The sequence below is a fragment of the Acinetobacter sp. YK3 genome (genome assembly GCF_001729365.1).
GTDB lineage: Bacteria > Pseudomonadota > Gammaproteobacteria > Pseudomonadales > Moraxellaceae > Acinetobacter > Acinetobacter vivianii.
This window is the reverse complement of sequence record NZ_LZPJ01000076.1, coordinates 18,904-43,592: the sequence shown is the minus strand read 5'-3', so window position 1 is coordinate 43,592 and position 24,689 is coordinate 18,904. Positions and strand designations below refer to the sequence as shown.

Genomic DNA, 24,689 nt, shown 5'->3' with positions numbered 1-24,689 from the left:
CATTAACTACTGGATATGGAATTATGCATGCCTGTTTTTGGAAGGGTCAAGATTCAACAAGTCCAGTAGATATCTCGATCTATACCAGTCTAGACTATTTAAATTCGATAGGTACTAGCATTGTTACTCAATAAATACCATAACCTTTTTATTATGCTCCTGACTTTCACCATGTTAATCGGATGTCATTCAAAAGAGATCATTATGAATACTACTCAATTTGAACCTGAAATTGATCTAGTGACTTATAAAAAAATAAATATGGGCTCCAGACTTGGCATCGCGGGAGGAACCATTCGAGTCATTAATAACTGTGTTTATCTCTCGACAACGAATAACCTTATTCCAATTATTTTCCCAAGTGAATTCCAATGGGAAAATGGAATGATTACCAATGGGAATATTCAAATAAAGCCTGAACAAGACGTGAGAATGAATGGTGATATGCTGGAATTAAATGATAAAACAATCACCTCTTATAATATATCAAATAATCATTGCCTAAATGGAGTAAGTCGGGCTTTGATTTATATGCAATAGTTCATATTGATAAATACTTTCCCTACAAAAGCCTGATCGCTTTGGCTTGTGATCAGGCTCCACTTTACTTTCTTAGAACTCACCCTTCTGTCGATTAATTCCTTGCAGTACATCAGCGCTTTAGCCATTTTACTTAGCTCAAGCACATACGACTTAAATCTATATAGAAATCACATTTAGCTACTTTCAGCGGCAGTTAGATCAAGTAAAATAAATTAAATTTTTAATTGAGTGAATGACGGATGGATACCTTAGCTACAGCAAAAACACGTTATGCAACCAAAGCTTATGATGCAGAGAAAAAAATTCCAAAAGAACAATTTGAAAAGCTTTTAGAAATTTTACGTTTCAGCCCTTCTTCTGTGAATATCCAGCCATGGCATTTTTTGATTGCCGAAACAGATGAAGCCAAACAACGTATTGCATCAGGCTTGACTGGCAACTATGTATATAACGCAGCTAAAGTACTTCACTCTTCGCATACTTTAATCTTTTGTACGCGTACCGATATCTCAGCTGAGTATTTAGAACAGTTATTACAACAAGATGATCTCAGTGGTCGTTTTAAAGATGAGACTGCAAAACAGGGACAACGCGCCACACGCGAAGGCTATGTGGAGTTTTATCGCAATGAACTCAAAAATCTTTCAGCATGGATGGAAAATCAGACCTATCTTGCATTAGGACAACTCCTCTTTGCTGCTGGTCTGGAAGGAATTGACGCAACACCGATGGAAGGCTTTGACCGTAACATCATCAATCAGGAATTTGGATTAACTGAAAAAGGTCTAAAAGCCTCGGTCATCGTGGCCTTAGGATATCACAGTGAAAGTGATTTTAATGCCAAACTGCCTAAATCACGTCTCCCTGACGACGTGATTTTCACTCGTTTATAAGCATTCAAAAAAGGGAGTATTGGTTACTCCCTTTTTACATCATGGCTTTTGCCAGACAAAGTACCGCAACAATACCACTGACCAAACCAATCCACGTATAAGCCTGTAAACGCTCTTTAAAGAAAATCACACCGCTCAACACACCTAGTACCACCACAAGAATATTCATACCAGCAAAAACGATAGCAGGCGTTTCCTTGAACATCATATGTGCTTTTACATATAAAGCGATATTGGCGAAATTCAGTACACCAAGTACTAAACCCGTAAAAATATTTTTAGGTTGCCAATTCGGTTGTGTAACCGCGATATAAGCAATTGAAAGTATAAAAGCACCTATAAAAGCGAGATTGAGGGTAACAGCGGATTGTAATCCCAGACTACTGCTATATTTAAGTAGAACATCAATTGCAGCATAACCCGCCCAGACACTAAATAGAAATAAGGCGGACTTTAAGTTTAATCCTTTGCTGGCTTTCTCGGTTGCCTGTCCAATAATAATCGCTAAAATTGCGATGATTCCTAAACCCACACCCAGTAGCTTTATCTGGCTGAACTGCTCCCCAAAAATAAAATAAGCCGCCAGCAAGGACAAAATCACTGCTAGGCGCTGTGCAATTTCAGTTTTAAGAATCCCTGCAAATTGCAATGATTTTGCCAGACACAGAAAAATACTCGGCAATAAAATGGCAAGAATTAAAATCAACCACCAAGGCGTGTGATTGAAAGAAATATGGGTAATATCGGTCTTGAACCAGTAAAAACATAAAATGCTTGCACTCAAATAATTCCATGCAATCATTTGAAAAACATCAAATCCCTTTGCCTTCAGGTATTTCAATACAATCGAGACGAGAACACTACAACATGCCGCAGCAACAATCATTTCCATAATATTTATTCTAGCTTTTTAAAACACAAAAAAATGCCAGTCGATTAAAAGACTGGCATTTTCTTAAAGATCATCAATCAATTAACGATTATTTTCGTCTTCTTGACCATCTTCAAATTTAGTTTCGCCATCGAAGCCACCTTGATGACCGCCACCGAAGCCGCCTTGACCACCGAAGCCGCCTTGACCGCCGAAGCCACCTTGACCACCGAAGCCACCAGTAGAACCTTGACCACCGAAGCCGCCAGTCGCGCCTTGAGCTGGGAAGCCACCTGCAGCGCCTTGAGCACCAGCTGGACGTGGGTTACGCGCAGGAACAACTGTAGAAATCGCGTGTTTGTAAACCATTTGGCTTACAGTGTTTTTCAATAAAACGACATATTGGTCAAATGACTCAATGTGTCCCTGCAATTTGATACCGTTTACAAGGAAAATAGAAACTGGAATACGTTCTTTACGGAGAGAATTTAAGAACGGATCTTGTAAAGTTTGACCTTTAGACATTTTTAACTCCAAAAAATTTTTAAATCAGCGCAAAAAAACTATCTTTATTTTTCAACTAAAAATTATTAAAAAGACAGCTTGCGAATTTTGCTTTATCCAAAGAAGTTTCGCAAGTCTTCTTTCGCCTGCTTTATCGTCACGTAAGTTTTAAAATCGTGTATTTCTTGCAAAGAACGTAACCAAGTGTATTGACGTTTTGCTAATTGCCTTGTAGCAAATAGCGCTTTGTTCTCCATTTCTACTTTATTTTCGAGACTCAAGTCACTTTTTAATAAAAATTCTAAAGCTTGACGATAACCGACAGACCGCATAGATGGCAAATCATCATTTAAATCGTATTTTTCAATCAGTTCCTCTACTTCATTCAAAAAACCCATATCCCACATATTGCGCAATCTTTGCTCAATACGTTGATGTAATTCTAACCGATCAGGCATTAATGCGTAGTTATGAAATGTGTAACGATATGGTTGATTTTTAGGTTGTTCAGCTTGTAATTTTGTTATTGGCTCGCCCGTAATTCGATAAACTTCCAATGCCCGAATAATTCGTTGTTTGTCTGACACTTTAAATTTCTGCCCAGCAATTGGATCCACTGCGACCAATTCGTCATAAACCACCTGCCAGCCTTCTTGTTCTGCTTTTAAATTAATGGCATCCCGAATATTTTGATCTGCATTAGGTAAATTATCAGCCAGTCCTTCTAACAGAGACTTAAAGTACAGCATGGTTCCCCCCACCAAAATCGGAGTTTTACCGCGTGCGTGCATATCATCAATCAGTGGACAGACATCTTCTACAAATTGCGCCGCTGAATACACTTCTAATGGCGTAATAATATCAATTAAGTGGTGCGGATACTGTTCCTGCTCTTCTTTGGTCGGCTTAGCAGTTCCAATATCCATATCTTTATAAACTAAAGCCGAATCCACAGAAATCAGTTCATAATTACCACGCTCGTAAAGTTCACATGCCAATGCTGTTTTACCACTTGCGGTAGGCCCCATTAAATTGATGACGGGCAATTGATTTGACATGTAAAACTACTCTCCTCGAGCAAATAATTTATCTAGTTGATGCAATGGAAAAGCGCGCCAGGTTGGGCGACCATGATTACACTGACTGGCGAATTCAGTCTGTTCCATTTGACGTAATAAGGCATTCATTTCTGAAAGGCTTAATTGACGATGAGCACGTACCGCACCATGACATGCCATTCCTGCTAAAAGCTCATCACGTTTTTGTAATAAACCTCTGGCTTCATCATTTGGATCCAAATCATTTAATAGCTCTGGAATCAGATTACCAAAATCAGCCTTGTGCAAAATGGCAGGAACGCCACGTACAATCACCTGCTCATCGCCATATTGATCAATTTCCAAACCTAAACGTTGCAATTGTGGCTGTAAATCCTCAATTCGCGTCGCCTGCATGCGGGTGATAGACACCACTTTCGGAATCAGCAATTGCTGTGAGGTCCAGAACTCAGGCTTATCCCATGCCGATTTCATTTGTTGTAACAGAATCCTCTCATGAGCAGCATGCATGTCCACAATAATCAGGCCTTCAGTATTCTGAGCCAGAATGTAGATGCCATGTAACTGTGCAATCGCAATACCCAACGGAAACTCATCTACTCGGGACGGCGCATTGTCTTCTTCAGTCGTTGTCTCAGACTCTTCACGTAAAGGTGCCAAATAGGTTTTCAAGGCATTATTTAATTGTGCCGAACCGTTATATTTGGGTTGCTGAGTCTGAGCTGAATTATACTGTACCGCCTGTGGGCGACTCTGATTAAACTCGGTTAATAAATCTGTCGACACTGCAGCGGGCTGATTAGATTGCGGTTCTGTTTCTACTGCTGCACGATGCAGATTAAATTGTTCCTGATATTTGGGTTGAGGTTGATAATTAAATTGATCATCCGCCTCAGCTGTTTTCATGGCCTGTGCCAGATCAGCAGTTGCCGTCTGGAACTGCGACAAGGTTGCTTTAGCATAATGACGCACAAATTCATGCACTTCACGTTGATTCAAGAAGCGAATTTCATGCTTGGTTGGATGCACATTGACATCAATATTTTCAGGATCAACTTCTAAAAATAACAAATAAGAAGAATGTTGATGCCCATGCAAAATACCGTCATAGGCCATACGCAAGGCATGCGAAATGGTTTTATCTTTAACAATACGACCATTCACATAAACATATTGCAAATCTGCTTGAGCACGCGCATCGGATGGGTGCCCCAACCAGCCAGACAAACGCATATTGATACTATCCGAATCAATCCAGTAGGCATTTTGGATAAATTGCTGCCCCAATAATTGTTGCACACGCTGATAACGTAATTCGCCACTATCCGCGATCGGCAGGTTTAAACGAATATTATCGTTATGTTCCAAAACAAAACGGATATCGAAATGGGTTAAAGCCAGACGACGAACAATCTCTTCAATATGATTAAATTCTGTGGTCGGTTTTTTTAAGAATTTACGGCGTGCTGGGACATTAAAAAATAAATCCTGTACACGAATATGCGTACCTTTCTGGGCGGCCACTGCCTGAATCTGCTGATGATCAAAAGCCGTCCCGTTCACTTCAACCTGATAGCCAACACCCTGTTCATCCTGACTGCTGGTTAAAGTTAAACGTGATACAGCTGCGATAGACGCTAAGGCTTCGCCACGAAAGCCCAGACTCACAATGGCATGTAAATCATCTGCGGTTTGAATTTTGCTAGTGGCATGTCGCATCACCGCCAAGGGTAAATCTTCTGGATGAATCCCGTTCCCATTATCAATGATTTCAATCAGGGTAGAACCGCCCTGCGCCACCCGAATAATCAGTTCAGTTGCGCCCGCATCAATCGAGTTTTCTAATAATTCTTTGACCACTGATGAGGGACGTTCAATGACCTCACCCGCTGCGATCTGGTTGGCTAAAGCAGCATCAAGGGTATGAATACGACGAGTTGCATCATGCGCCATTCAATTGTTCCTGCAAAATTTGAATTAAAGGTTCTGATTCTGTGGTTAAGGTGACAGATCGGGTCAATTCATCCTCTGATTTTTGAATATCAATCACGATATCTGGCTTTGGAATCTCATCGCCACCTTTAGATGGCCATTCAAACAGAAATAAGGCATCGGGCGTTTCCAGATAATCACGAATACCCATCAATTCCAATTCATAAGGATCATCTAAGCGATAAAGATCGAAATGGAAAATTTCTTTACCCTGAATGGTATACGGTTCAACCAGCGTATAAGTCGGGCTTTTTACCGAACCTTGATGACCGAGGTTTTGTAAAAAATAACGGGTAAAGGTGGTCTTGCCAGCACCTAAATCACCAATCAAGTAAATAATGCCTGAATGCACGTGCTGAGACAGGATGCGTGCAAACTGTTGAGTGTCTTGTTCATGATTTAAGTTGAATTTCACTGAATATGACATGGCAAATAGAACAAAATTGGGATGCTGGCTATGATAACATTGCCCTGCTTCAAAGCCTAATAAACTCCTTTTAAACTGGCTTTTTTTACATCGTTTATACTGAGTCGTATCGCTGCATGACCTCTATTATTGAATTTACTCCACCACTGATCGACGGCGTGAGTGCCAGTAAAGTCTTTTTACCTCATGATGCTTCTGCAAACACCATTTTTGACTATCTCTGTCAGCATTTCCCTCACATACAACAAGAAGAATGGCAACAACGCTTTGCCGATGGGCTGATCTATGCAGCAGATGGTGCAAGACTCAATATAGAAAGTAGTTACACGCCCAATACTCACATTTTTTATTATCGTTTTCTCGCGCATGAAATTCATGTTCCTTTTCAACATGAAATTTTGTTTGAAAATGAAGATTTGCTAGTGGTCGATAAACCCCACTTTCTGACCATGACTCCAACTGGACAATATGTTCAGGAAACGCTTTTGGTGAGATTAAAGAAACAAACAGGATATGCCGACCTCACGCCAATTCATCGACTGGATCGGGAAACGGCGGGTGTGGTTTTATTCTGTAAGACACCTGCGACTCGCGGCATTTATCAGCAACTTTTTGCCGAACGTAAAGTCAAAAAGACTTACCACGCTATTGCTGCCCATAGACCAGAACTCAACTTTCCGCAAATCTTGCAATTGCATCTGGAAAAAGGAAATCCTTTTTACACCATGCAAATTAATCCTGAAAAAGCTGAGAATACGCAAACACTAATTGAGTTGTTGGAACACAACCAACAGTACGCAAAATACCAGCTCAAACCCAAAACAGGGAAGCAACACCAGTTACGTGTGCATTTAAATTATCTCGGCATTCCGATTTTAAATGACCCTTTTTATCCAGTTGTCGCACATAAAGCAGACGATGATTTCAGCCATCCATTACAGCTATTGGCGAAGGACATTCATTTCATAGATCCTATTCTAAAACAGGAAATGGCCTTTAAATCCAACTTTGAACTGACACTGTAGTTACATCGTAATGACAAAAATTCTATTTTTTCACCTCAAAAATATTGAAATTACATTGCAATGGTTTAAAATAGATGACGATAACTAAAAATATGTGGTTACATTCTTAATGCGTAAAACAGAAGTTTATCAGGTTCGCCTCGATTCTCAGGAAAAGAAACAGGCCTTTGCCGTTTTTAAGCAGTTGGGTATCTCCCCTGCTCAAGCCGTTCGCCTTTTCTTTAAACAAGTCGTACTGACCAAGTCGATTCCTTTTGCAATTGAAAACCAGAACATCAATATGGAACAACTGCTTAAGTTACGTAAATCGAAAGCCGCAGCATCTGCCGAGAATCCTTCAGCAGTTGAAATTGAGGACGATCACGAAGATCTATTTGAAGAATTGAATGCGCTGTTAGGTGAAAGTGACAAAACTTAACAATGTTGCATTTATAAACAAGTTTTTATTTTTTAAGCTGAATTTTTTTCGCTATTCTGACAGTCCAAATAAAATTATAAGTGTAAGGATGGGCTGGAATGATTGTTAAGCGAGCAACAAAGGAAGATCTTCATCAACTTGCTGTCTTGTTTGACGAATACCGTCAATTCTACGGTGCATCATCAAATCTTGAACAATCCTATCAATTTCTGAATCATCGTTTTGACAATAAAGACAGTGTTATTTTCATCCACGTAAAAGATGATGTATTTACAGGTTTTGTTCTACTCTACCTAGCCTTTTCTTCAGTTGCCTGTGAAACCTATTACATATTAGATGATGTCTATGTCACCCCAAGTTATCGCAAACAGGGTTCCGCTAAACAGTTGATTGATACCGCCATACTTTTTGCCCGTCATGAAAATGCTCAACGGATTAGTCTGGAAACCCAAAAAAATAATTATCAATCCCATCGCCTCTATGAACAAATGGGATTTATTCAGGACAGTGAGTTTAAGACCTATCATTGCTTCCTGAAGTAATTAAGCTTCTACAGCGATATTTTGGCTCAACTGTTTTTGTTCATCACTTAAATACATCCATTCACCTTCAGGTAAGTCTGGAAGTTCAAGCAAACCGACTTGATGTCGATGTAAAGCTTCCACTTTATTCCCGACAGCAGCCAACATACGCTTAACTTGATGATAAACGCCTTGATGAATGGTCATGCTCAACTGATGTTCCGAAAATAATTGAATATCTGTTGCAGCATAAATCCCCTTTTCATTTCTAAGTTCAACACCTTGCTGCAAGCCCTGAATTTGCTCAGGTGTGATCGGATCTGCTGTCGTGACATGATAAACCTTAGGCACATGTTTACGCGGATGGGTCAATGCTTGTAAAAATTGCCCATTATCGGTGAGGAGCAATAAACCTGTGGTGTCCTGATCCAGCCGCCCCACGCATTGGATACCACGATGCAGTAAAATCTCAGGAAACAAGCTAAATACACTTTTATGATGCGTAGCCTGATGTGAACATTCATAGCCTTTCGGTTTGTTTAAGACAATATAGACATGCTCGCGATATTGATATTCTTCACCAAAGACCTGAAATACAAGCTGATCAGTATTGATATTCTGTTTGGGATTATCACAAATCTGATTTTCAATCTGGACAGAACCATTTTTAATTAACTGCTGGCAATATTTACGTGAACCAAAGCCTTGAGATTGCAAAATTTTTTCCAGCAGCATATATAAATCCTAAACGAAACTTTTTCTATTGTACCCGATTAGCGTAAAGCCCGTTGTTCATTGCGCATTCATTCTTTATTTTTATAATTTATTCACAATTTCTTCACTTGTAATAGAACTCAAACAAAACCCTCGTGAAACTCTCTCAATCCAGATATTGCACTCCATAATTTCACTAAAAAGTCTTGTTACATTTGTCACAAGCAAAAAGAATACTGTCCAAAAGAATGGATAAGGAGTTTCATCATGAAATCAAATATGTGGTTATGTGGCGTTATCTTGGCAGCCTCGTCAATGGTCACTGTTGCACATGCAGACAACACGACTCGTGTTGCAGCAACCTCGGCTCTAGGCAGCGTAGTCGGTACAGCTATAGGTAAACAACTGGGCGGTAATACGGGTGCCATGATTGGTTCAGCAATTGGTGGCGCTGGCGGTGCAGCTGCATCAAGTAATCGACGTGACCGTACTGAAGCTGCGATTGGTGGTGGTTTAGGTGGTGTCGGTGGTTATACTGTCGGTCGTAACATGGGCGGAACCAATGGTGGCTATATCGGTGCGGCATTAGGTGCTGCTGGTGGTGCCGCTTTAGGTCAAAAAGTAGGTCAGGATCGTGATGATGACCGTCGCTATGATCGCCGTTATGACAACCGCCGCTCTTATGATGACCGTCGTTATTACAATTCACGTCATAACTACCGTCATGACAATGGTCGCCATCGCGGTTGGTACAAAAACCGTTAATCCAGTCGATTGAATATTCGTTTTACCCTTTATAGCACCTTCGGGTGCTTTTTTTATGGGATTGAAACAACATATCGAACAAATTCGATATACAAACTCAAACTTATATCGTAGTATTTCGATATATGGTTTTGAGATGTAATGATGAAAACACTACAAGATATAAAGTTCTCTATTCTGGAATTGGCTCCTGTTAGAGATGATAAGACTATTGAATTTTCACTACGCCATGCTTTAGAGCTCGCACAGCATGCTGAAAAGTTAGGCTATGAACGCTTTTGGCTGGCAGAACATCACAACATGGATGGTATTGCCAGTTCTGCTACAGCGGTCTTATTGGGTTTTATTGCTGCAAATACGCAAAAGATCCGCTTGGGTTCAGGCGGTATCATGTTGCCAAACCATGCGCCACTGGTTGTTGCTGAACAATTCGGAACATTAGCAACCCTGTATCCAGATCGTTTTGAACTGGGCTTAGGTCGTGCACCTGGTACAGATCAGATGACCATGCGTGCGTTACGCCGAGGTCGTCAGGAAACTGAAGATCAATTCCCACAAGATGTGCTGGAAATTTTACAATATTTCAAAGACCCACAGCCTAATCAGCGCATTATTGCTACACCTGGTCAAAACACCCACGTTCCAGTCTGGTTATTAGGCTCAAGTTTATTTAGTGCGCAGCTGGCAGCCAAGCTTGGACTGCCTTATTCATTTGCTTCGCATTTTGCTCCACGAATGTTAGGTCAAGCAATCGAAATCTATAGAGATAATTTCCAGCCTTCTGAATATCTGGATAAGCCTTATATTTCAATGGGCGTCCCTACTGTGGTCGCCGAGACAGACAAAGAAGCACAATATCTGGCAACCAGTTCGTATCAACGTATCTTGAATTTAATCCGTGGTCACAGCTTGAAACTCAAGCCACCGATTGAATCTACCCAAGGTCTGGCAACCAGTGCTGAGCAGCTTGCCATTCAGAATTTCTATGCTATGGCTCAAATCGGTTCGGCTGAAACCGTTAAAGCGGGTTTAAATAAAATCGCCAGCCAATATGAGGTTGATGAATTTATTTTCACCTGTGATATTTACGATACAGAGAAACGTTTAGAAAACTTTAGCCTGTTGATGGATCTTAAGAACAGCTAAATGCCGCTATCTGAAAGTAAGCATTATTTTTCGCAAATGATGCTTACTTCACGACACCGATATATTGATAAACCGTATTGGTTTTGCGATAACGCAAATACTTGGCTTGTGGTTTTCCATTTTTATCCAGCAGCATAATATCAATATGATTCAGATTTTTATCACTACGAATATAGTCAGGAGCATCATTCGGACCTTCATGATTGTTACAGTCAAAATCGACCTGTATGCGATCCAGTAATTTGGTTTTGGTCTGGAATATTTTTACTGTCTGAATCAGTCCCGTTTGAGTCGGCTGCAAAGCATCAATCGTATAAGCGCCAATACAACTGCTACCTTTATAATAACTATTCACCAAATAAACACGTTTTTCCGTTAATACAGTTTGTTTAACATCAAAAATCAAACCCGTCTCGACAGGTGTTAAATGAGTTTTCCCACTCTTTTGAGTTTGCACATAAGATGAGTATTCCCCCATCGTTCCGCCACCGCCCACATCAAAAGTATAAAACTTTAAATGTTTATCTGGTGAAAACTGAATACGCACATGGTAATGGTCTTCAAAAGCGGGAAAGGAATAATTGAAGCTGGCAGGGTCATTCTCTATTTTATTGACGATATCAGACTCGATTGTCTGATTGACCTGATAAAAATCTTTATTCGCATATTTTTGAATTATCTTTTTCTCAAACTGCTCTAATGTTTCTGCATGGATTTGGGAAACCACCAGAAGCGGTAGAAGAAGTACCAGTCTTTTCATTATATTTTCCTGTTCTTGTCATTCGGGAAATAAAAAAGCGCAGCACTTCGACCACGCTTTTCGATTGAAACGCCTATTTAACCAATACGACGTTTTAAACCAGTCATCTGTAAAACACGTGTTGAAATTTCTTCAATCGACATCTCGGTAACATTGAGATATTTAATCCCTTCCGAGATATAAATGCCTTCAACTGCACGTAGTTCCATCTGACACTGACTAAAGCTTGAATAGCGGCTATTGGCCTTACGCTCATTGCGAATTGCCACCAGACGCTCTGCATCAATCATCAAACCAAACAGTTTATGCTTATGTTCACGTAGCACTTTTGGCAAACGGTTATCGTCAAGATCTTCCTCGGTTAAAGGATAGTTTGCAACACGAATACCAAATTGCAATGACAAATAAATCGAGGTTGGCGTTTTACCAGAACGAGACACACCAATTAAAATGATATCGGCTTTGTCATAATGACGTGTTCTCGCACCGTCATCATTATCCAGTGCGAAATGTACCGCATCGATACGGGCCTTATAATATTCAGAATCTGTTACGGCATGCGTTTGTCCAACCAATGTCGTTGGCGGAACCCCTATTTCTTGTTCTAATTTACTGATTAAACCTTCAAACACATCCAGATTGACTGCTTTGGCCGTATTGATAATTTCACGGACATGCGGATCGACCAGCGTATCAAAAACCAACGGTAAAGAGCCATCCCGAGACTGACACGCATTGATCTCTGCCACAGCGACCATTGCTGCCTCTTCTGTCGCAATATAAGGCATGATATGGATATCAAAATCCACGTTTGGAAATTGCGCAAGTAGTGAATGTCCAAGGGTTTCTGCGGTAATCGCGGTGCCATCCGAAATAAAAAAAACGCTCCGTTTAATTTCTTTACTTACGGGCATCAAAATTCTCCTTAAACATTTGTCTTAGTGCTCTATAATCTTTATAGTAAACTCATCTAACATGACTGTCGCTTAGTAAAATACTAAATCTAGGCACTTTTGTATAATTTCATACCAATGATGGTCATTCATACTGCAAAAAAAGTGGAGTAAATACTTTGGAAGCGCGCGTAATCGGTCTGGAAAAATTAGGAAAACACGATGTCGAACTCGTAGGTGGGAAAAACTCATCTCTGGGTGAAATGATCAGCCATTTATCCAATGCTGGTGTATCGGTACCGGGTGGTTTTGCAACAACTGCTGCTGCCTATCGTGAGTTCTTGGATCAAAGCGGCTTAAATGCTCGAATTCAGGCTGAACTTACCCAACTCAATGTTGATGATGTCATTGCACTTGCTGAGACTGGTGCGAAAATCCGTAAATGGATTGTTGACACTCCGCTTACTGCGACATTAGAACAAGAAATTCGTGATGCTTTTGCAGCACTTTCAAACGGCAACCCAGACATTGCCGTTGCTGTACGTTCTTCGGCAACTGCTGAAGACTTACCTGACGCTTCATTTGCAGGGCAACAAGAAACTTTCTTAAATATCCGTGGTATTGATAATATTCTTATCGCGATTAAAGAAGTATTTGCTTCTCTTTATAATGACCGCGCAATTGCTTACCGTGTACACCAAGGTTTTGAACATAGTGTTGTTGCCCTTTCTGCTGGTGTACAACGTATGGTTCGTTCTGAAACAGGCGCTGCTGGTGTAATGTTTACACTAGATACAGAATCTGGTTTCCGTGATGTCGTATTTATTACTGCATCTTACGGCTTGGGCGAGATGGTTGTACAAGGTGCTGTTAACCCTGACGAATTCTATTTATCAAAACCATTATTAAATGCGGGTAAACATTCTGTTTTACGTCGTAACCTCGGTTCTAAACACCAGAAAATGATTTATGGTGAAGAAGGTGCGGCGGGTAAATCAGTTGTGATCGTTGATGTTGAAAAACAGGAACGCCAACAGTTTGCATTAAATGATCATGAGCTTCACGAATTAGCGAAGCAAGCTTTGATCATTGAACAGCATTATGGTTCTCCAATGGACATCGAATGGGCGAAAGATGGCGATGACGGCCAAATCTATATCGTTCAAGCACGTCCAGAAACAGTAAAAAGTCGCCAGAATGTCGGCACAATGGAACGTTACCTGTTAAAGCAACGTGGTACTGTTATTTGTGAAGGTCGTTCAATCGGTCAACGTATCGGTTCTGGTAAAGTCCGTGTTGTCACGTCGATTAAAGAAATGGACAAGGTACAGGACGGTGATGTACTTGTATCTGACATGACTGACCCAGATTGGGAACCAGTGATGAAGCGTGCCGCTGCCATTGTGACCAACCGTGGTGGTCGTACTTGTCACGCAGCAATTATTGCACGTGAATTAGGTGTTCCTGCGATTGTCGGTTGTGGTAATGCAACAGAAGTTCTTGCTGATGGTCAGGAAGTGACTGTTTCATGTGCTGAAGGTGATACAGGCTTCATTTATGAAGGTGCGCTAGACTTTGAAGTGCAACGCAACTCAATTCACTCTATGCCACAATTACCGTTCAAAATCATGATGAACGTGGGTAACCCTGACCGCGCATTTGACTTTGCTCAGATTCCAAACGAAGGGATCGGCCTTGCACGTCTTGAGTTCATCATTAACCGTATGATTGGCGTACACCCGAAAGCATTATTGAACATTGACAGCTTACCACGCGAAACACGTGCTGCTGTTATGGCGCGTACTGCGGGCTACTCTTCTCCAATCGAATTCTATGTTGAGAAATTGGTTGAAGGTATTTCTACACTTGCAGCAGCATTTGCAGACAAGCCAGTGATCGTTCGTATGTCTGATTTCAAGTCAAACGAATATGCAAACTTGATCGGCGGTAAACTTTACGAGCCAGAAGAAGAAAACCCGATGTTGGGCTTCCGTGGTGCAAGCCGTTATGTTTCGGATAACTTCCGTGACTGCTTCGAACTTGAATGTCGTGCATTGAAAAAAGTTCGTGATGAAATGGGCTTAACCAACATTCAAATCATGATCCCATTCGTACGTACGGTTTCTGAAGCAAAACGTGTGATTGAATTACTTGCTCAAAACGGCTTAAAACGTGGTGAGAATGGTCTAAAAGTGATCATGATGTGTGAACTTCCAACCAATGCATTATTGGCTGAACAGTTCCTTGAACACTTCGATGGCTTCTCGATTGGTTCAAACGACTTAACCCAGTTAACACTCGGTCTTGACCGTGACTCTGGTATCGTTTCTCACCTGTTCGACGAACGTGATCCAGCAGTTAAAGCGCTTCTTTCTATGGCAATTCATGCATGCCGCAAAGCAGGCAAATACGTTGGTATTTGCGGTCAAGGTCCTTCGGATCATCCTGACCTTGCGAAGTGGCTCATGGAACAAGGCATTGAATCTGTGTCATTGAACCCTGACTCAGTGCTTGATACTTGGTTCTTCCTCGCTGAAGAACAGATCAAGAAAGCTTAATCTTTTTTAGAAAAAGACCCTCTTTCGTAGGGTCTTTTTTCATCTTTCGTAATTGAGATTTTTAAATTATGCAAATTTACTTGGCTCGTAACAATCAACAAGCTGGTCCCTATAGTTTAGAACAAGTGAACCAAATGCTTGCCAGTCAACAAGTTTTATTGACGGATCTGGCTTGGCACGAAGGTATGACTGAATGGAAAACACTTGGTGAACTTACTCAAGGTAAACTTGTATACGAACCTGTAGGTTACACACCTTTTAGTGCTCCGATTAAAACAGAAACAGAGAACGCTTCTTTTAAAATCAAGGTTGAGCAAAAAGCCAAACCAGAATTAGCACCCTTCCACTCTCGTGCGCTTGCAAAAGTACTGGACTTGATTCTTTGGTTGCCAATGGCAGCTATTCCTTCTTTTTTCTTTAACGAAAGCCAATATAAAGAATTGTTTGAAATTCAAAAGCAATTACAGGCAGCTCAAGTTGCATCAAGTAAGGCTGTAGAATTACAGCAGCAGCTCATGCACCTTATTCCGAATGAAGCATGGATGAGTATTTTTGCTTATTTGATTATTATGCTCATAATTCAGGCTTTTTTTATTGCAAAATCAGGTCAGAGTATTGGTAAGAAAATTGCGAAAATTAAAATTGTAGATGCTGAAACATTTACTCAAGTCAGCTCAATTCGCGCTTTTTGGTTACGCAGTATTTTGTTCATTATTTTAAATCTGCTGTTTATGCCATTTATTACAATTGTTGATTATGCTTTCTTCGCATTGAACAAAAATCGTCAAACTCTGCACGATAAATTGGCAAAAACCAAGGTAATTAAACAGTAATCACAAATCAATAAAGAAAAGAGGATTTATTCCTCTTTTCTTTTATATTAAATTGATATCTATACAAAAAGAACTTAACTCAACCTTAATTCCTACAAGATAAATCGGGTTTTAAAACAAGCATTTCAGGCCACTTTATCAGTAGCTTAGTTCTTCAATATGAGGCATAATGCCCAACAACGTAGCGGTGTCGCGTGATTGCTAAGCATTTTTTAAACAATTCTTATCAATCACGCGACACTTTAATCGCTATCCCATAATTTAATTAGGGAATGGGACTCTTCACCGAGGTTGTAAAATGAGACAAACGATTTTAGCTGTATTGTCTTTATCTGCGATGGCCGCGCTCTTAACTGGGTGTGGCGGTGATATGGTACTTCTAAACAATAAAGGTCCAGTTGGTCAAGGTCAAAGTAACTTGATGATGACTGCGATCTATTTAATGCTATTGGTGGTAATTCCATCAATTGTTATGGCATTGTGGTTTGGTTGGAAATATCGCGCGTCGAATAAAGATGCAGACTATAAACCTACTTGGGCACACTCTACGACAATTGAGATCGTTGTTTGGGGTGTTCCTGTCATTATTATTGGTATTTTAGCTTGGTTAACTTGGTGGGGTTCCCACAAGTACGACCCTTACCGTCCGTTAGAATCTGATAAAGCACCATTAACTATTCAAGCTGTCGCTGAACAGTTCAAGTGGATTTTTATCTATCCTGAGCAAAACATTGCAACGGTAAATGAAGTACGCTTCCCAGAGCAAACACCAGTAAGCTTTAAGATCACTTCTAACTTTACGATGAACTCTTTCTTCATCCCACAGTTAGGTGGCCAGATCTACGCAATGGCTGGTATGCAAACTCACCTGCACCTATTAGCAGATGAACCAGGTATTTTCCGTGGTTTCTCAGCAAACTATTCAGGTTACGGTTTCTCACAAATGCGCTTTAAAGCACACAGTGTGACTGAACCAGAATTTGCACAATGGGTAGCAGACATCAAAGCTGGTAAAGGCGACACAATCGTTGTTGATGAGCATGGTACAAAAGCCATTCAAAAACCGATCCTTGACCAAGCCGAGTTAGCAACGCTGAAAGATGGCGATCGTTCTAAGCATCAGATCGAGCATTTAGTGAATCGTGCTAAAGCTGCTGGTGATGAAGAAGCGCTTGCTAAAGCTGAAGCGATGACACCGTTCCCGACTAAGCCACACCCAGTGACTTATTACTCATCAGTTGAACCAAAATTGTTTGAAACAATCATCAACCACTATATGAGTAACTATCACGGTGCTGACCATTCTGCTGGACATGCAACAGCAGAAACTCATGCTGCAGCAGAACACGCTGCTCAAGGGGAATAAGACATGGATATGATTTTTGGTAAACTTGGGTGGGATTCGATCCCGACAGAACCCCTTGTACTTGTCACCATGGTCTTTATGGCACTTGGTGCAATTGCTGTTTTAGGCGGTATCACCTATTTCAAAAAATGGGGATATTTGTGGAATGAGTGGTTTATTACTGTAGACCATAAAAAGATTGGTATCATGTATATCATCGTATCTGTTGTCATGCTTTTGCGTGGTTTCGCCGATGCGATCATGATGCGTCTACAACTTTTCCTCGCTAAAGGCGGCGGTGAAGGTTACTTACATCCTGACCACTACGACCAGATCTTCACCGCGCACGGTGTTATCATGATCTTCTTCGTGGCAATGGGTCTCGTTGTCGGTATGATGAACATCTCTGTACCTTTACAGATTGGTGCTCGTGACGTTGCTTTCCCATTATTGAACTCTTTAAGCTTCTGGTTATTCGCTGGTGCTGCTGGTTTGATGATGCTTTCACTTGTATTAGGTGAATTTGCTGCGACTGGTTGGATGGCTTACCCTCCTCTATCTGGCATTCAATATTCTCCTGGTGTTGGTGTTGACTACTATATCTGGGCACTTCAGGTTTCTGGTCTAGGTACGCTTTTATCTGGTGTTAACTTCTTTGTTACCATCATCAAAATGCGTGCACCTGGCATGAAATTGATGGATATGCCTATTTTCACGTGGACTTCACTTTGTACGGCTGTATTAATCATTGCATCATTCCCTGTATTAACAGGTACACTTGCAATGCTTACGCTTGACCGTTACTTCGGCTTCCATTTCTTCACCAATGAGCTTGGCGGTAGCCCAATGCTTTACGTGAACTTGATCTGGACTTGGGGTCACCCTGAAGTATATATCTTGGTATTACCAGCATTTGGTCTATACTCAGAAATCGTTGCAACCTTCTCTCGTAAAGCGTTGTTCGGTTATAAGTCTATGGTGTATGCAACTATCGCGATTACTGTTCTTGCGTTCGTTGTATGGCTTCACCACTTCTTCACCATGGGTGCTGGTGCGAACGTTAACGCGTTCTTCGGTATCATGACCATGGTTATTGCGATTCCTACAGGTGTGAAAATCTTCTCTTGGTTATTCACAATGTATAAAGGTCGCATCACCTTCACTACCCCTATGTTATGGACGCTTGGCTTCCTTGTAACATTCGGTATTGGTGGTTTAACTGGTGTACTTATGGCTGTTCCACCTGCGGACTTCCTTGTACACAACTCATTATTCTTGATCGCTCACTTCCATAACGTAATTATCGGTGGTGTGGTGTTTGGTATGTTTGCCGGCATCATCTTCTACTGGCCGAAAATGTTTGGTTGGAAGCTCAATGAAGCATGGGGTAAAGCTGCGTTCTGGTTCTGGTTCTTCGGTTTCTATTTTGCATTCATGCCACTTTATATCCTTGGTTTCATGGGTATGACACGTCGTTTGAATACATATGACAACCCAGAATGGGATCCGTACTTGGCTATCGCTTTATTCGGTGCTGTTCTTGTTGCGATCGGTATTGCATGCTTCTTGATGCAAATCATCGTTGGTTTCTTACAACGTAAGGACAACATGGACCATACTGGCGATCCATGGGATAGCCGTACCCTTGAATGGGCAACGTCATCTCCTGCTCCATTCTATAACTTTGCACATGTACCAGAAGCTAGCGGTGTTGACCGTTTCTGGACTGACAAAGAAAATGGTGTAGCATACGCACGTAACACTAAATATGAAGACATCCACATGCCGACTGATCGTGCTGCTGGTTTTGTCATTGCAATGTTCATTACATTACTTGGCTTTGCACTTATCTGGCATATTTGGTGGCTTGTTGTTGTTTCATTCGTTTCAGCTGTTGTTAGCTTGATCGTAAGCTCATTCACCAAGAATGTTGACTACTACGTTCCTGCTGCTGAAGTTGAGCGTATTGAAAACGAACGCTATGCTTTACTTGAAAAACACTTGAAGAAGGACTAAGGAAATGGCTGAAGTACTTCATCACGACAACCACGGCCACGATGGTCATCATGAACATGATGATACGGACTTAACGGTCTTTGGTTTCTGGACATACTTGATGAGTGACTTGATTCTTTTCGGATCACTCTTCATTGCGTTCGCTGTATTAAGCAGTCATATCCCGCCAGGAACCCCAAGTGCATATGACCTGTTCCATGATTCATTAGGTTTCGTTTTAACTGAAACATTTGCCTTATTGATCTCATCGGTAACATTTGGTTTTGCTGTACTTGCATCTTATAAAAAGAATGTAAATCAAGTGATCACTTGGTTATTCATTACATTCCTTTTTGGTGCATCGTTCATTGGTATGGAAATCTATGAATTCCATCACCTTGTACACGAAGGCCACGGTCCTACTCACAGTGCATTCTTATCATCGTTCTTTACTTTGGTTGGTACACACGGTATCCACGTAACTTCTGGTTTAGTCTGGATGCTGGTATTGATGTATCAAATCAAAAAGAATGGTTTGACTTTACCGAATACACGTCGTCTTGCTTGCTTAAGCTTGTTCTGGCACTTCCTTGACATCGTTTGGATCTGTGTATTCAGCGTCGTTTACTTACTGGGAGTTCTCTAATGAGTAGTCATGACCATAATGCTGCAGGTGCGTCACACGGTAACTTTAAGCAATACACTGTTGGATTTATCCTATCTGTTATCCTCACCATCATCCCGTTCGGGATGGTGATGGCTGGCGGTTTCAGTCGTGGCGTTTTAGTTACAGTAATTGCAATTACTGCTGTTGCTCAGGTACTTGTACAACTTGTGTACTTCCTACACATGAATACATCGTCTGATCAACGTTGGAACCTTATTGCATTTATCTACACAATCTTATGTATCGCTGTACTTTTAGTCGGCTCTGTGTGGATTATGAATTACTTACACTACAACATGATGATCTAAACTGATTGTCATGTGGAAAAAGTATTTATTCCTGACTAAACCAGGAATTCTCTTCGGTAATTTTATTACCACCTTGGGCGGCTTCTTCTTAGCCGCCCAAGGCTCTATAGACTTCCTCTTATTATTATTGACCTTGATTGGAACAACACTTGTAGTTGCTTCTGGTTGTGTGGTGAATAATGTAATTGATCAAGACATCGATCAAAAAATGCAGCGCACCATGAACCGAGCGCTTGTGACTAAAACGATTTCCCCTACTGTTGCCATGTTATATGCATTGGTTTTAGGCGTTATTGGCTTTAGCATTCTCTGGTTCTATGTCAATGCCTATGCATTTTTATTTGCTGTGATTGGTTTTGTGGTCTATGTCGGTTTTTATAGTTTGTGGACGAAACGTACCACAATCCATCAAACTGTCATTGGTAGTATTTCTGGAGCGAGTCCTCCTGTTATTGGTTATACGGCTGTAAGTCATCAGTTCGATATGGCGGCCTTATTGATTTTCGTTGCATATGCTTTATGGCAAATGCCGCATTCATGGGCAATCGCAATTTATCGTTTTGACGACTACAAAAATGCAGGCGTTCCTATTTTACCTGTGGCACGTTCAATTTTAAGAACGAAGATTGAATCACTGATTTATGTGGTTTTATTTACCGTTGCAATGAATGCTTTATTTGTATATGGATACACCAACATCATTTTTCTGGTGATCTGTAATGCACTTTGTATTTATTGGTTCTACATTGGTATTTTAGGATTTAAGGCTAAAGACGATCAACTTTGGGCTAAACGCTTTTTCCTTTTTTCAGTAATTCTCGTTACTGTCATTAGTTTAAGCTTTAGTTTTACCTTTAAAAGCCCTGCACCATTCTTCCCTATTTTTTAAAAAGATAGAGGATTCTCTATCTTTTTATTCTCCCTGTATAGTTCTTCATTTCGTGCAATAAAAACATTTGCTTCTTTATTGCCTAAATGAGACGTTCACCTTACGTTATCTTAAACTCGATCCTACGATAGAATTGATGATCAAGTTTGCTCGCACCTTTTATTTTTTTAAAGCCCCCTTCTCATTTCACCCAAGATCAATGTTCATTCTATTTTTAACTTTTTTATCAAAAAATAAAAACTAAAAAAACCAAGCAGATTTGCTTTATCGCTCTGATTTGAATATAATCCCCGCTTCGCAATTTGCGACATAACTTTTTAAGTTATGACTCCTTGCTTCTGATTTTTATAATTAGGGGCTGCTTAAACCGTAAGGAGCTGACAATGCGTCACTACGAAATCGTACTATTGGTACATCCAGACCAAAGCGATCAAGTTGTAGGTATGGTTGAACGCTATATCTCTCAGATCAAAGAAGCTGAAGGTCAAATTCACCGTTTAGAAGATTGGGGCCGCCGCCAATTGGCTTACCCGATTAACAAAATTCACAAAGCACACTACATTCTTATGAATGTTGAATGTGGTCAAACGACTCTTGATGAATTAGAAGAATTGTTCCGTTATAACGACGCGATCATTCGTAACATCATCATCCGTCGTGAACACGCAATTACTGAAGAATCTTTACTTGCTAAGAGTGCTGAAGAAAAACGTGCGCGTAAAGCTCAACGTGAAGAAGCACAACAAGCAGTTCAAGAAGCTGAATAAGGAGAACATCAATGGCACGTTTTTACCGTCGTCGCAAGTTCTGCCGCTTTACAGCTGAGAATGTTGCGTACATCGACTACAAAGATATCGACACTTTAAAACAGTACATCACTGAAAACGGCAAGATTGTTCCTAGCCGTATTACAGGTACTAAAGCTCGTTATCAACGTCAATTAGCGTTAGCTATTAAACAAGCTCGCTATTTGTCTTTGATTCCGTACACTGACAACCATAAGTAAGTGAGGTGAGCTGTGGACGTTATCTTATTACAACGCATTAAAAACCTTGGTAAATTAGGCGACAAAGTATCAGTTAAAGCTGGTTACGGTCGTAACTTCTTGATCCCTCAAGGTAAAGCTGTAGCTGCAACTGAAGCAAACACTGCTGCTTTTGAAGCTCGTCGTGCTGAACTTGAGAAACAAGAAGCTGAAGTATTAGCTGCTGCGAATGCACGTGCTGAACAATTGAACGAAGTTAACATCGTTATCACTGCGAAAGCTGGTGACGAAGGTAAACTCTTCGGTTCTATCGGTACTCGTGACATCGCTGATGCTTTAACTAATGCTGGTCTTGCTGTAGACCGTGCAGAAGTTCGTTTACCAAACGGTGCGCTTCGTCACACTGGTGAATTCAACATCGCAATCCAATTGCACCATGATGTTGTTGCTGAAGTTCTCGTTACTATCGTATCTGAGTAATTTCTGCAAAGAAAAAGAGCATGTTTTACATGCTCTTTTTTTATGTCTAAAAAATACAAAAAGACTTCGAATTAAGTTTTAAATTTTTATAATTCTCATCTCTATAGGGCCTCATATGCAAAAGAAGAATCGTATCATCGCTTTGGTACTCGCAATGTTTTTAGGTTTTTTCGGAATAGATCGTTTCTATCTCGGCAAAAAGACCAGTGGTATTTTAAAATTAATCACATTTGGTGGCTTAGGTTTCTGGTGGTTTATTGATGCCATCCTACTTCTGCTTGATGCCTTCCTTTATTCCTTGGGCAAAGATACAGGTTTTGTCAAAGATGCTCAAAAGAATGATCTTCGCTACGGTCTTTCTGCTTACCGCTTAAAAAATGGAAAGTTCGTACAAGACTGGTTTGCAAAACCTTAATGTAAAATCGCTCATTTTTATCTTTACACCAACCTGACCACACTGGATGTAATAGCAGAAATGACTATCTATTATGCTATTGCATCACTTACACAATTTTCCCTGAATTAAATTGTCCAGATCAGCTTCATTTGGATTAAGATAGTCACTCGGTCGTGTTTCATCTTTTTTATTAGGTCTTGTTATGTCACAGGCGAATGCCAATTTTACAAAAAATTCTCCAAACACAGAGAGTAAAGTGAGTGACTCAGGTCAACTAAAAGAATTCCGTACTCCACCTCACAATCTTGCAATTGAACAAGCTGTTTTAGCTGCTTTGATGACGGTAGCTGAATCATTTGAACAAGTCAGTGACTTACTGAAAGAAAATGATTTCTATGCAACACGTCACAAATATATTTATCGTGCCATTGAAAAACTGGCACAAGAAAACTCACCTTACGATGCTGTTTTGGTGAATGACTGGTTGCTCAAACAAAACTTGCTTGATGCCATTGGTGGTGAAGAATATCTAATGCAATTGATGGCAGACTCTCCATCAAGCTTCTACAACCTTGAAATTTATGCAAATAAAATCAAGGAATTCTCAACTCTGCGTAACATGATCAAGATCAGCAGTGATATTTTACAAAATGCCTATGACACCAAGGGTCGACCAGTCAGCGAAATTCTTGATTTAGCAGAAACCAGTATTTTCTCTTTGGCAGAACAGCATAACAACAATAAAAAAGATTCTGGGCCAAAATCAATCAGCTCTGTAACTGCTGACGTTATCACAAAATTAGATGAACTCTCTAAACTCGATGGCAACATTACTGGTTTAACCACCGGATTCTTAGAGCTGGACAATAAAACTTCAGGGATGCAACCGGGTGACTTGATTATTGTTGCAGCACGTCCATCGATGGGTAAAACCACATTCGCGATGAACCTGGTTGAAAGTGTACTGCAATATAACCGCTTACCAGCGCTCGTATTCTCAATGGAGATGCCAGCCGACTCCATTGCCATGCGTTTGATCTCAGCAATGGGTAAAGTCCATCAAGGACATTTGCGTTCGGGTAATCTGGATGCGGATGAATGGACCAAAGTGACCGGTACGATTCTGCAATTACAAGAAATGCATCTCTATATCGATGACTCATCAGCCCTACCGCCAACCGAACTTCGTGCCCGTGCGCGTCGTGTGGCCAAAATGCATGATGGCAAAATCGGCTGTATCATGGTCGATTACTTACAGTTGATGAAAGTACCAGGTATGGGCGATAACCGTGTGGGTGAGATCTCGGAAATTTCCCGAAGCTTGAAAGCGCTTGCCAAAGAAATGCAATGTCCTGTTATCGCACTATCACAGCTTAACCGTAGTTTGGAGAACCGACCAAACAAGCGTCCAGTGATGTCCGACTTACGTGAATCGGGTGCGATCGAGCAGGATGCCGACTTAATCATGTTTATTTATCGTGATGAAGTCTATAACAAAGAGTCAAAAGAAGCAGGCACCGCCGAAATCATCATCGGTAAACAGCGTAACGGTCCAATTGGTAGCGTACGCCTTGCCTTTGAAGGTCAATACACCCGTTTTAGTAACCTCTCACCTGAGTTCTATGCCCAGTATGATGATGAGGAATAATTTTTACCCGATTTAATTGCTTTATCTACTTTCCAAGTCGTCCCAAAGGAGAAA

27 protein-coding genes are annotated in these 24,689 nt (G+C 40.7%); 19 read left to right on the top strand and 8 right to left on the bottom strand.

Features of this window, described 5'->3' with window-relative positions; all coding sequences use genetic code 11:
• Nucleotides 1-204: 204 nt before the first annotated feature.
• Both A9Z07_RS07320 and nfsB read left to right on the top strand, forming a co-directional pair.
• On the top strand, nucleotides 205-540 hold the full coding sequence (locus tag A9Z07_RS07320; RefSeq protein WP_069577800.1) for a hypothetical protein: 336 nt from the start codon (nucleotides 205-207) through the stop codon (nucleotides 538-540).
• A 242-nt stretch (nucleotides 541-782) separates the two neighbouring features.
• A complete protein-coding gene (gene nfsB, locus A9Z07_RS07315) occupies nucleotides 783-1,436 on the top strand; it encodes an oxygen-insensitive NAD(P)H nitroreductase (protein WP_069577799.1) in 654 nt (217 codons plus the stop codon).
• 34 nt (nucleotides 1,437-1,470) lie between these two features.
• On the opposite strand, the gene A9Z07_RS07310 is transcribed toward nfsB, so the two are convergent.
• The 5 genes from A9Z07_RS07310 to tsaE form a co-directional block, all read right to left on the bottom strand.
• On the bottom strand, nucleotides 1,471-2,328 hold the full coding sequence (locus tag A9Z07_RS07310) for an EamA family transporter (RefSeq protein WP_069577798.1): 858 nt from the start codon (nucleotides 2,326-2,328) through the stop codon (nucleotides 1,471-1,473).
• Nucleotides 2,329-2,409: 81 nt separating this feature from the next.
• Nucleotides 2,410-2,832: an RNA chaperone Hfq gene (gene hfq / locus A9Z07_RS07305; RefSeq protein ID WP_047432533.1), complete on the bottom strand. Its 423-nt coding sequence runs from the start codon at nucleotides 2,830-2,832 to the stop codon at nucleotides 2,410-2,412.
• Nucleotides 2,833-2,924: 92 nt separating this feature from the next.
• Complete coding sequence (miaA, locus tag A9Z07_RS07300) at nucleotides 2,925-3,869, bottom strand: tRNA (adenosine(37)-N6)-dimethylallyltransferase MiaA (protein WP_069577797.1); 945 nt, start codon at nucleotides 3,867-3,869, stop codon at nucleotides 2,925-2,927.
• A 6-nt stretch (nucleotides 3,870-3,875) separates the two neighbouring features.
• The gene (gene mutL / locus A9Z07_RS07295; protein WP_047432528.1) at nucleotides 3,876-5,822 is read right to left on the bottom strand and encodes a DNA mismatch repair endonuclease MutL; all 1,947 of its coding nucleotides are present in this window, start codon (nucleotides 5,820-5,822) and stop codon (nucleotides 3,876-3,878) included.
• Nucleotides 5,812-6,288 carry a tRNA (adenosine(37)-N6)-threonylcarbamoyltransferase complex ATPase subunit type 1 TsaE gene (tsaE, locus tag A9Z07_RS07290; RefSeq protein ID WP_004771605.1) on the bottom strand — a complete coding sequence of 159 codons (477 nt, stop codon included), beginning with the start codon at nucleotides 6,286-6,288 and terminating at the stop codon, nucleotides 5,812-5,814. The genes mutL and tsaE overlap by 11 nt, the downstream gene beginning before the upstream one ends.
• A 116-nt stretch (nucleotides 6,289-6,404) precedes the next feature.
• On the opposite strand from tsaE, the gene A9Z07_RS07285 reads away from it, so the two are divergent.
• From A9Z07_RS07285 to A9Z07_RS07275, 3 genes are all read left to right on the top strand, one after another.
• Nucleotides 6,405-7,313 carry a pseudouridine synthase gene (locus A9Z07_RS07285; protein ID WP_069577796.1) on the top strand — a complete coding sequence of 303 codons (909 nt, stop codon included), beginning with the start codon at nucleotides 6,405-6,407 and terminating at the stop codon, nucleotides 7,311-7,313.
• 109 nt (nucleotides 7,314-7,422) lie between these two features.
• Nucleotides 7,423-7,731, top strand: a complete 309-nt coding sequence (locus tag A9Z07_RS07280) for a type II toxin-antitoxin system RelB/DinJ family antitoxin (protein WP_004771601.1) — start codon at nucleotides 7,423-7,425, stop codon at nucleotides 7,729-7,731.
• Nucleotides 7,732-7,829: 98 nt separating this feature from the next.
• Nucleotides 7,830-8,273: a GNAT family N-acetyltransferase gene (locus A9Z07_RS07275; protein ID WP_047432521.1), complete on the top strand. Its 444-nt coding sequence runs from the start codon at nucleotides 7,830-7,832 to the stop codon at nucleotides 8,271-8,273.
• On the opposite strand, the gene A9Z07_RS07270 is transcribed toward A9Z07_RS07275, so the two are convergent.
• On the bottom strand, nucleotides 8,274-8,987 hold the full coding sequence (locus A9Z07_RS07270; protein ID WP_069577795.1) for a pseudouridine synthase: 714 nt from the start codon (nucleotides 8,985-8,987) through the stop codon (nucleotides 8,274-8,276).
• A 246-nt stretch (nucleotides 8,988-9,233) separates the two neighbouring features.
• Between A9Z07_RS07270 and A9Z07_RS07265 the strand changes: the two genes are divergently transcribed.
• Together A9Z07_RS07265 and A9Z07_RS07260 are read left to right on the top strand one after the other, a co-directional pair.
• Nucleotides 9,234-9,731, top strand: coding sequence for a glycine zipper 2TM domain-containing protein (locus A9Z07_RS07265; RefSeq protein ID WP_004771597.1), 498 nt, complete (start codon nucleotides 9,234-9,236; stop codon nucleotides 9,729-9,731).
• Nucleotides 9,732-9,875: 144 nt separating this feature from the next.
• Nucleotides 9,876-10,877 carry an LLM class flavin-dependent oxidoreductase gene (locus tag A9Z07_RS07260; protein WP_171258956.1) on the top strand — a complete coding sequence of 334 codons (1,002 nt, stop codon included), beginning with the start codon at nucleotides 9,876-9,878 and terminating at the stop codon, nucleotides 10,875-10,877.
• 43 nt (nucleotides 10,878-10,920) lie between these two features.
• On the opposite strand, the gene A9Z07_RS07255 is transcribed toward A9Z07_RS07260, so the two are convergent.
• Complete coding sequence (locus A9Z07_RS07255) at nucleotides 10,921-11,637, bottom strand: hypothetical protein (RefSeq protein WP_069577793.1); 717 nt, start codon at nucleotides 11,635-11,637, stop codon at nucleotides 10,921-10,923.
• Between the two features lie 77 nt (nucleotides 11,638-11,714).
• Entirely contained in the window at nucleotides 11,715-12,551 is an 837-nt protein-coding gene (locus A9Z07_RS07250) for a pyruvate, water dikinase regulatory protein (protein WP_004771591.1), read from the bottom strand.
• A 158-nt stretch (nucleotides 12,552-12,709) separates the two neighbouring features.
• On the opposite strand from A9Z07_RS07250, the gene ppsA reads away from it, so the two are divergent.
• From ppsA to dnaB, 12 genes are all read left to right on the top strand, one after another.
• Entirely contained in the window at nucleotides 12,710-15,088 is a 2,379-nt protein-coding gene (gene ppsA, locus A9Z07_RS07245) for a phosphoenolpyruvate synthase (protein ID WP_004771590.1), read from the top strand.
• Between the two features lie 68 nt (nucleotides 15,089-15,156).
• Nucleotides 15,157-15,921: an RDD family protein gene (locus tag A9Z07_RS07240; RefSeq protein WP_069577792.1), complete on the top strand. Its 765-nt coding sequence runs from the start codon at nucleotides 15,157-15,159 to the stop codon at nucleotides 15,919-15,921.
• A gap of 298 nt (nucleotides 15,922-16,219) precedes the next feature.
• Complete coding sequence (cyoA, locus tag A9Z07_RS07235; protein ID WP_004771588.1) at nucleotides 16,220-17,287, top strand: ubiquinol oxidase subunit II; 1,068 nt, start codon at nucleotides 16,220-16,222, stop codon at nucleotides 17,285-17,287.
• A gap of 3 nt (nucleotides 17,288-17,290) precedes the next feature.
• Nucleotides 17,291-19,282 carry a cytochrome o ubiquinol oxidase subunit I gene (gene cyoB, locus A9Z07_RS07230; protein ID WP_004771587.1) on the top strand — a complete coding sequence of 664 codons (1,992 nt, stop codon included), beginning with the start codon at nucleotides 17,291-17,293 and terminating at the stop codon, nucleotides 19,280-19,282.
• A 4-nt stretch (nucleotides 19,283-19,286) separates the two neighbouring features.
• On the top strand, nucleotides 19,287-19,907 hold the full coding sequence (gene cyoC, locus A9Z07_RS07225; protein WP_004771586.1) for a cytochrome o ubiquinol oxidase subunit III: 621 nt from the start codon (nucleotides 19,287-19,289) through the stop codon (nucleotides 19,905-19,907).
• Nucleotides 19,907-20,236, top strand: coding sequence for a cytochrome o ubiquinol oxidase subunit IV (locus A9Z07_RS07220; RefSeq protein WP_004771585.1), 330 nt, complete (start codon nucleotides 19,907-19,909; stop codon nucleotides 20,234-20,236). The genes cyoC and A9Z07_RS07220 overlap by 1 nt, the downstream gene beginning before the upstream one ends.
• A gap of 10 nt (nucleotides 20,237-20,246) precedes the next feature.
• A complete protein-coding gene (gene cyoE, locus A9Z07_RS07215; protein WP_004771584.1) occupies nucleotides 20,247-21,125 on the top strand; it encodes a heme o synthase in 879 nt (292 codons plus the stop codon).
• Between the two features lie 383 nt (nucleotides 21,126-21,508).
• On the top strand, nucleotides 21,509-21,892 hold the full coding sequence (gene rpsF, locus A9Z07_RS07210) for a 30S ribosomal protein S6 (protein WP_004638540.1): 384 nt from the start codon (nucleotides 21,509-21,511) through the stop codon (nucleotides 21,890-21,892).
• Between the two features lie 11 nt (nucleotides 21,893-21,903).
• Nucleotides 21,904-22,131, top strand: a complete 228-nt coding sequence (gene rpsR / locus A9Z07_RS07205; RefSeq protein WP_000090661.1) for a 30S ribosomal protein S18 — start codon at nucleotides 21,904-21,906, stop codon at nucleotides 22,129-22,131.
• 12 nt (nucleotides 22,132-22,143) lie between these two features.
• A complete protein-coding gene (gene rplI, locus A9Z07_RS07200; protein ID WP_004771583.1) occupies nucleotides 22,144-22,590 on the top strand; it encodes a 50S ribosomal protein L9 in 447 nt (148 codons plus the stop codon).
• Nucleotides 22,591-22,705: 115 nt separating this feature from the next.
• Nucleotides 22,706-23,005, top strand: coding sequence for a TM2 domain-containing protein (locus A9Z07_RS07195; RefSeq protein ID WP_069577791.1), 300 nt, complete (start codon nucleotides 22,706-22,708; stop codon nucleotides 23,003-23,005).
• A gap of 184 nt (nucleotides 23,006-23,189) precedes the next feature.
• Nucleotides 23,190-24,635 carry a replicative DNA helicase gene (gene dnaB / locus A9Z07_RS07190; protein ID WP_004771579.1) on the top strand — a complete coding sequence of 482 codons (1,446 nt, stop codon included), beginning with the start codon at nucleotides 23,190-23,192 and terminating at the stop codon, nucleotides 24,633-24,635.
• The last annotated feature ends 54 nt before the right edge of the window (nucleotides 24,636-24,689 follow it).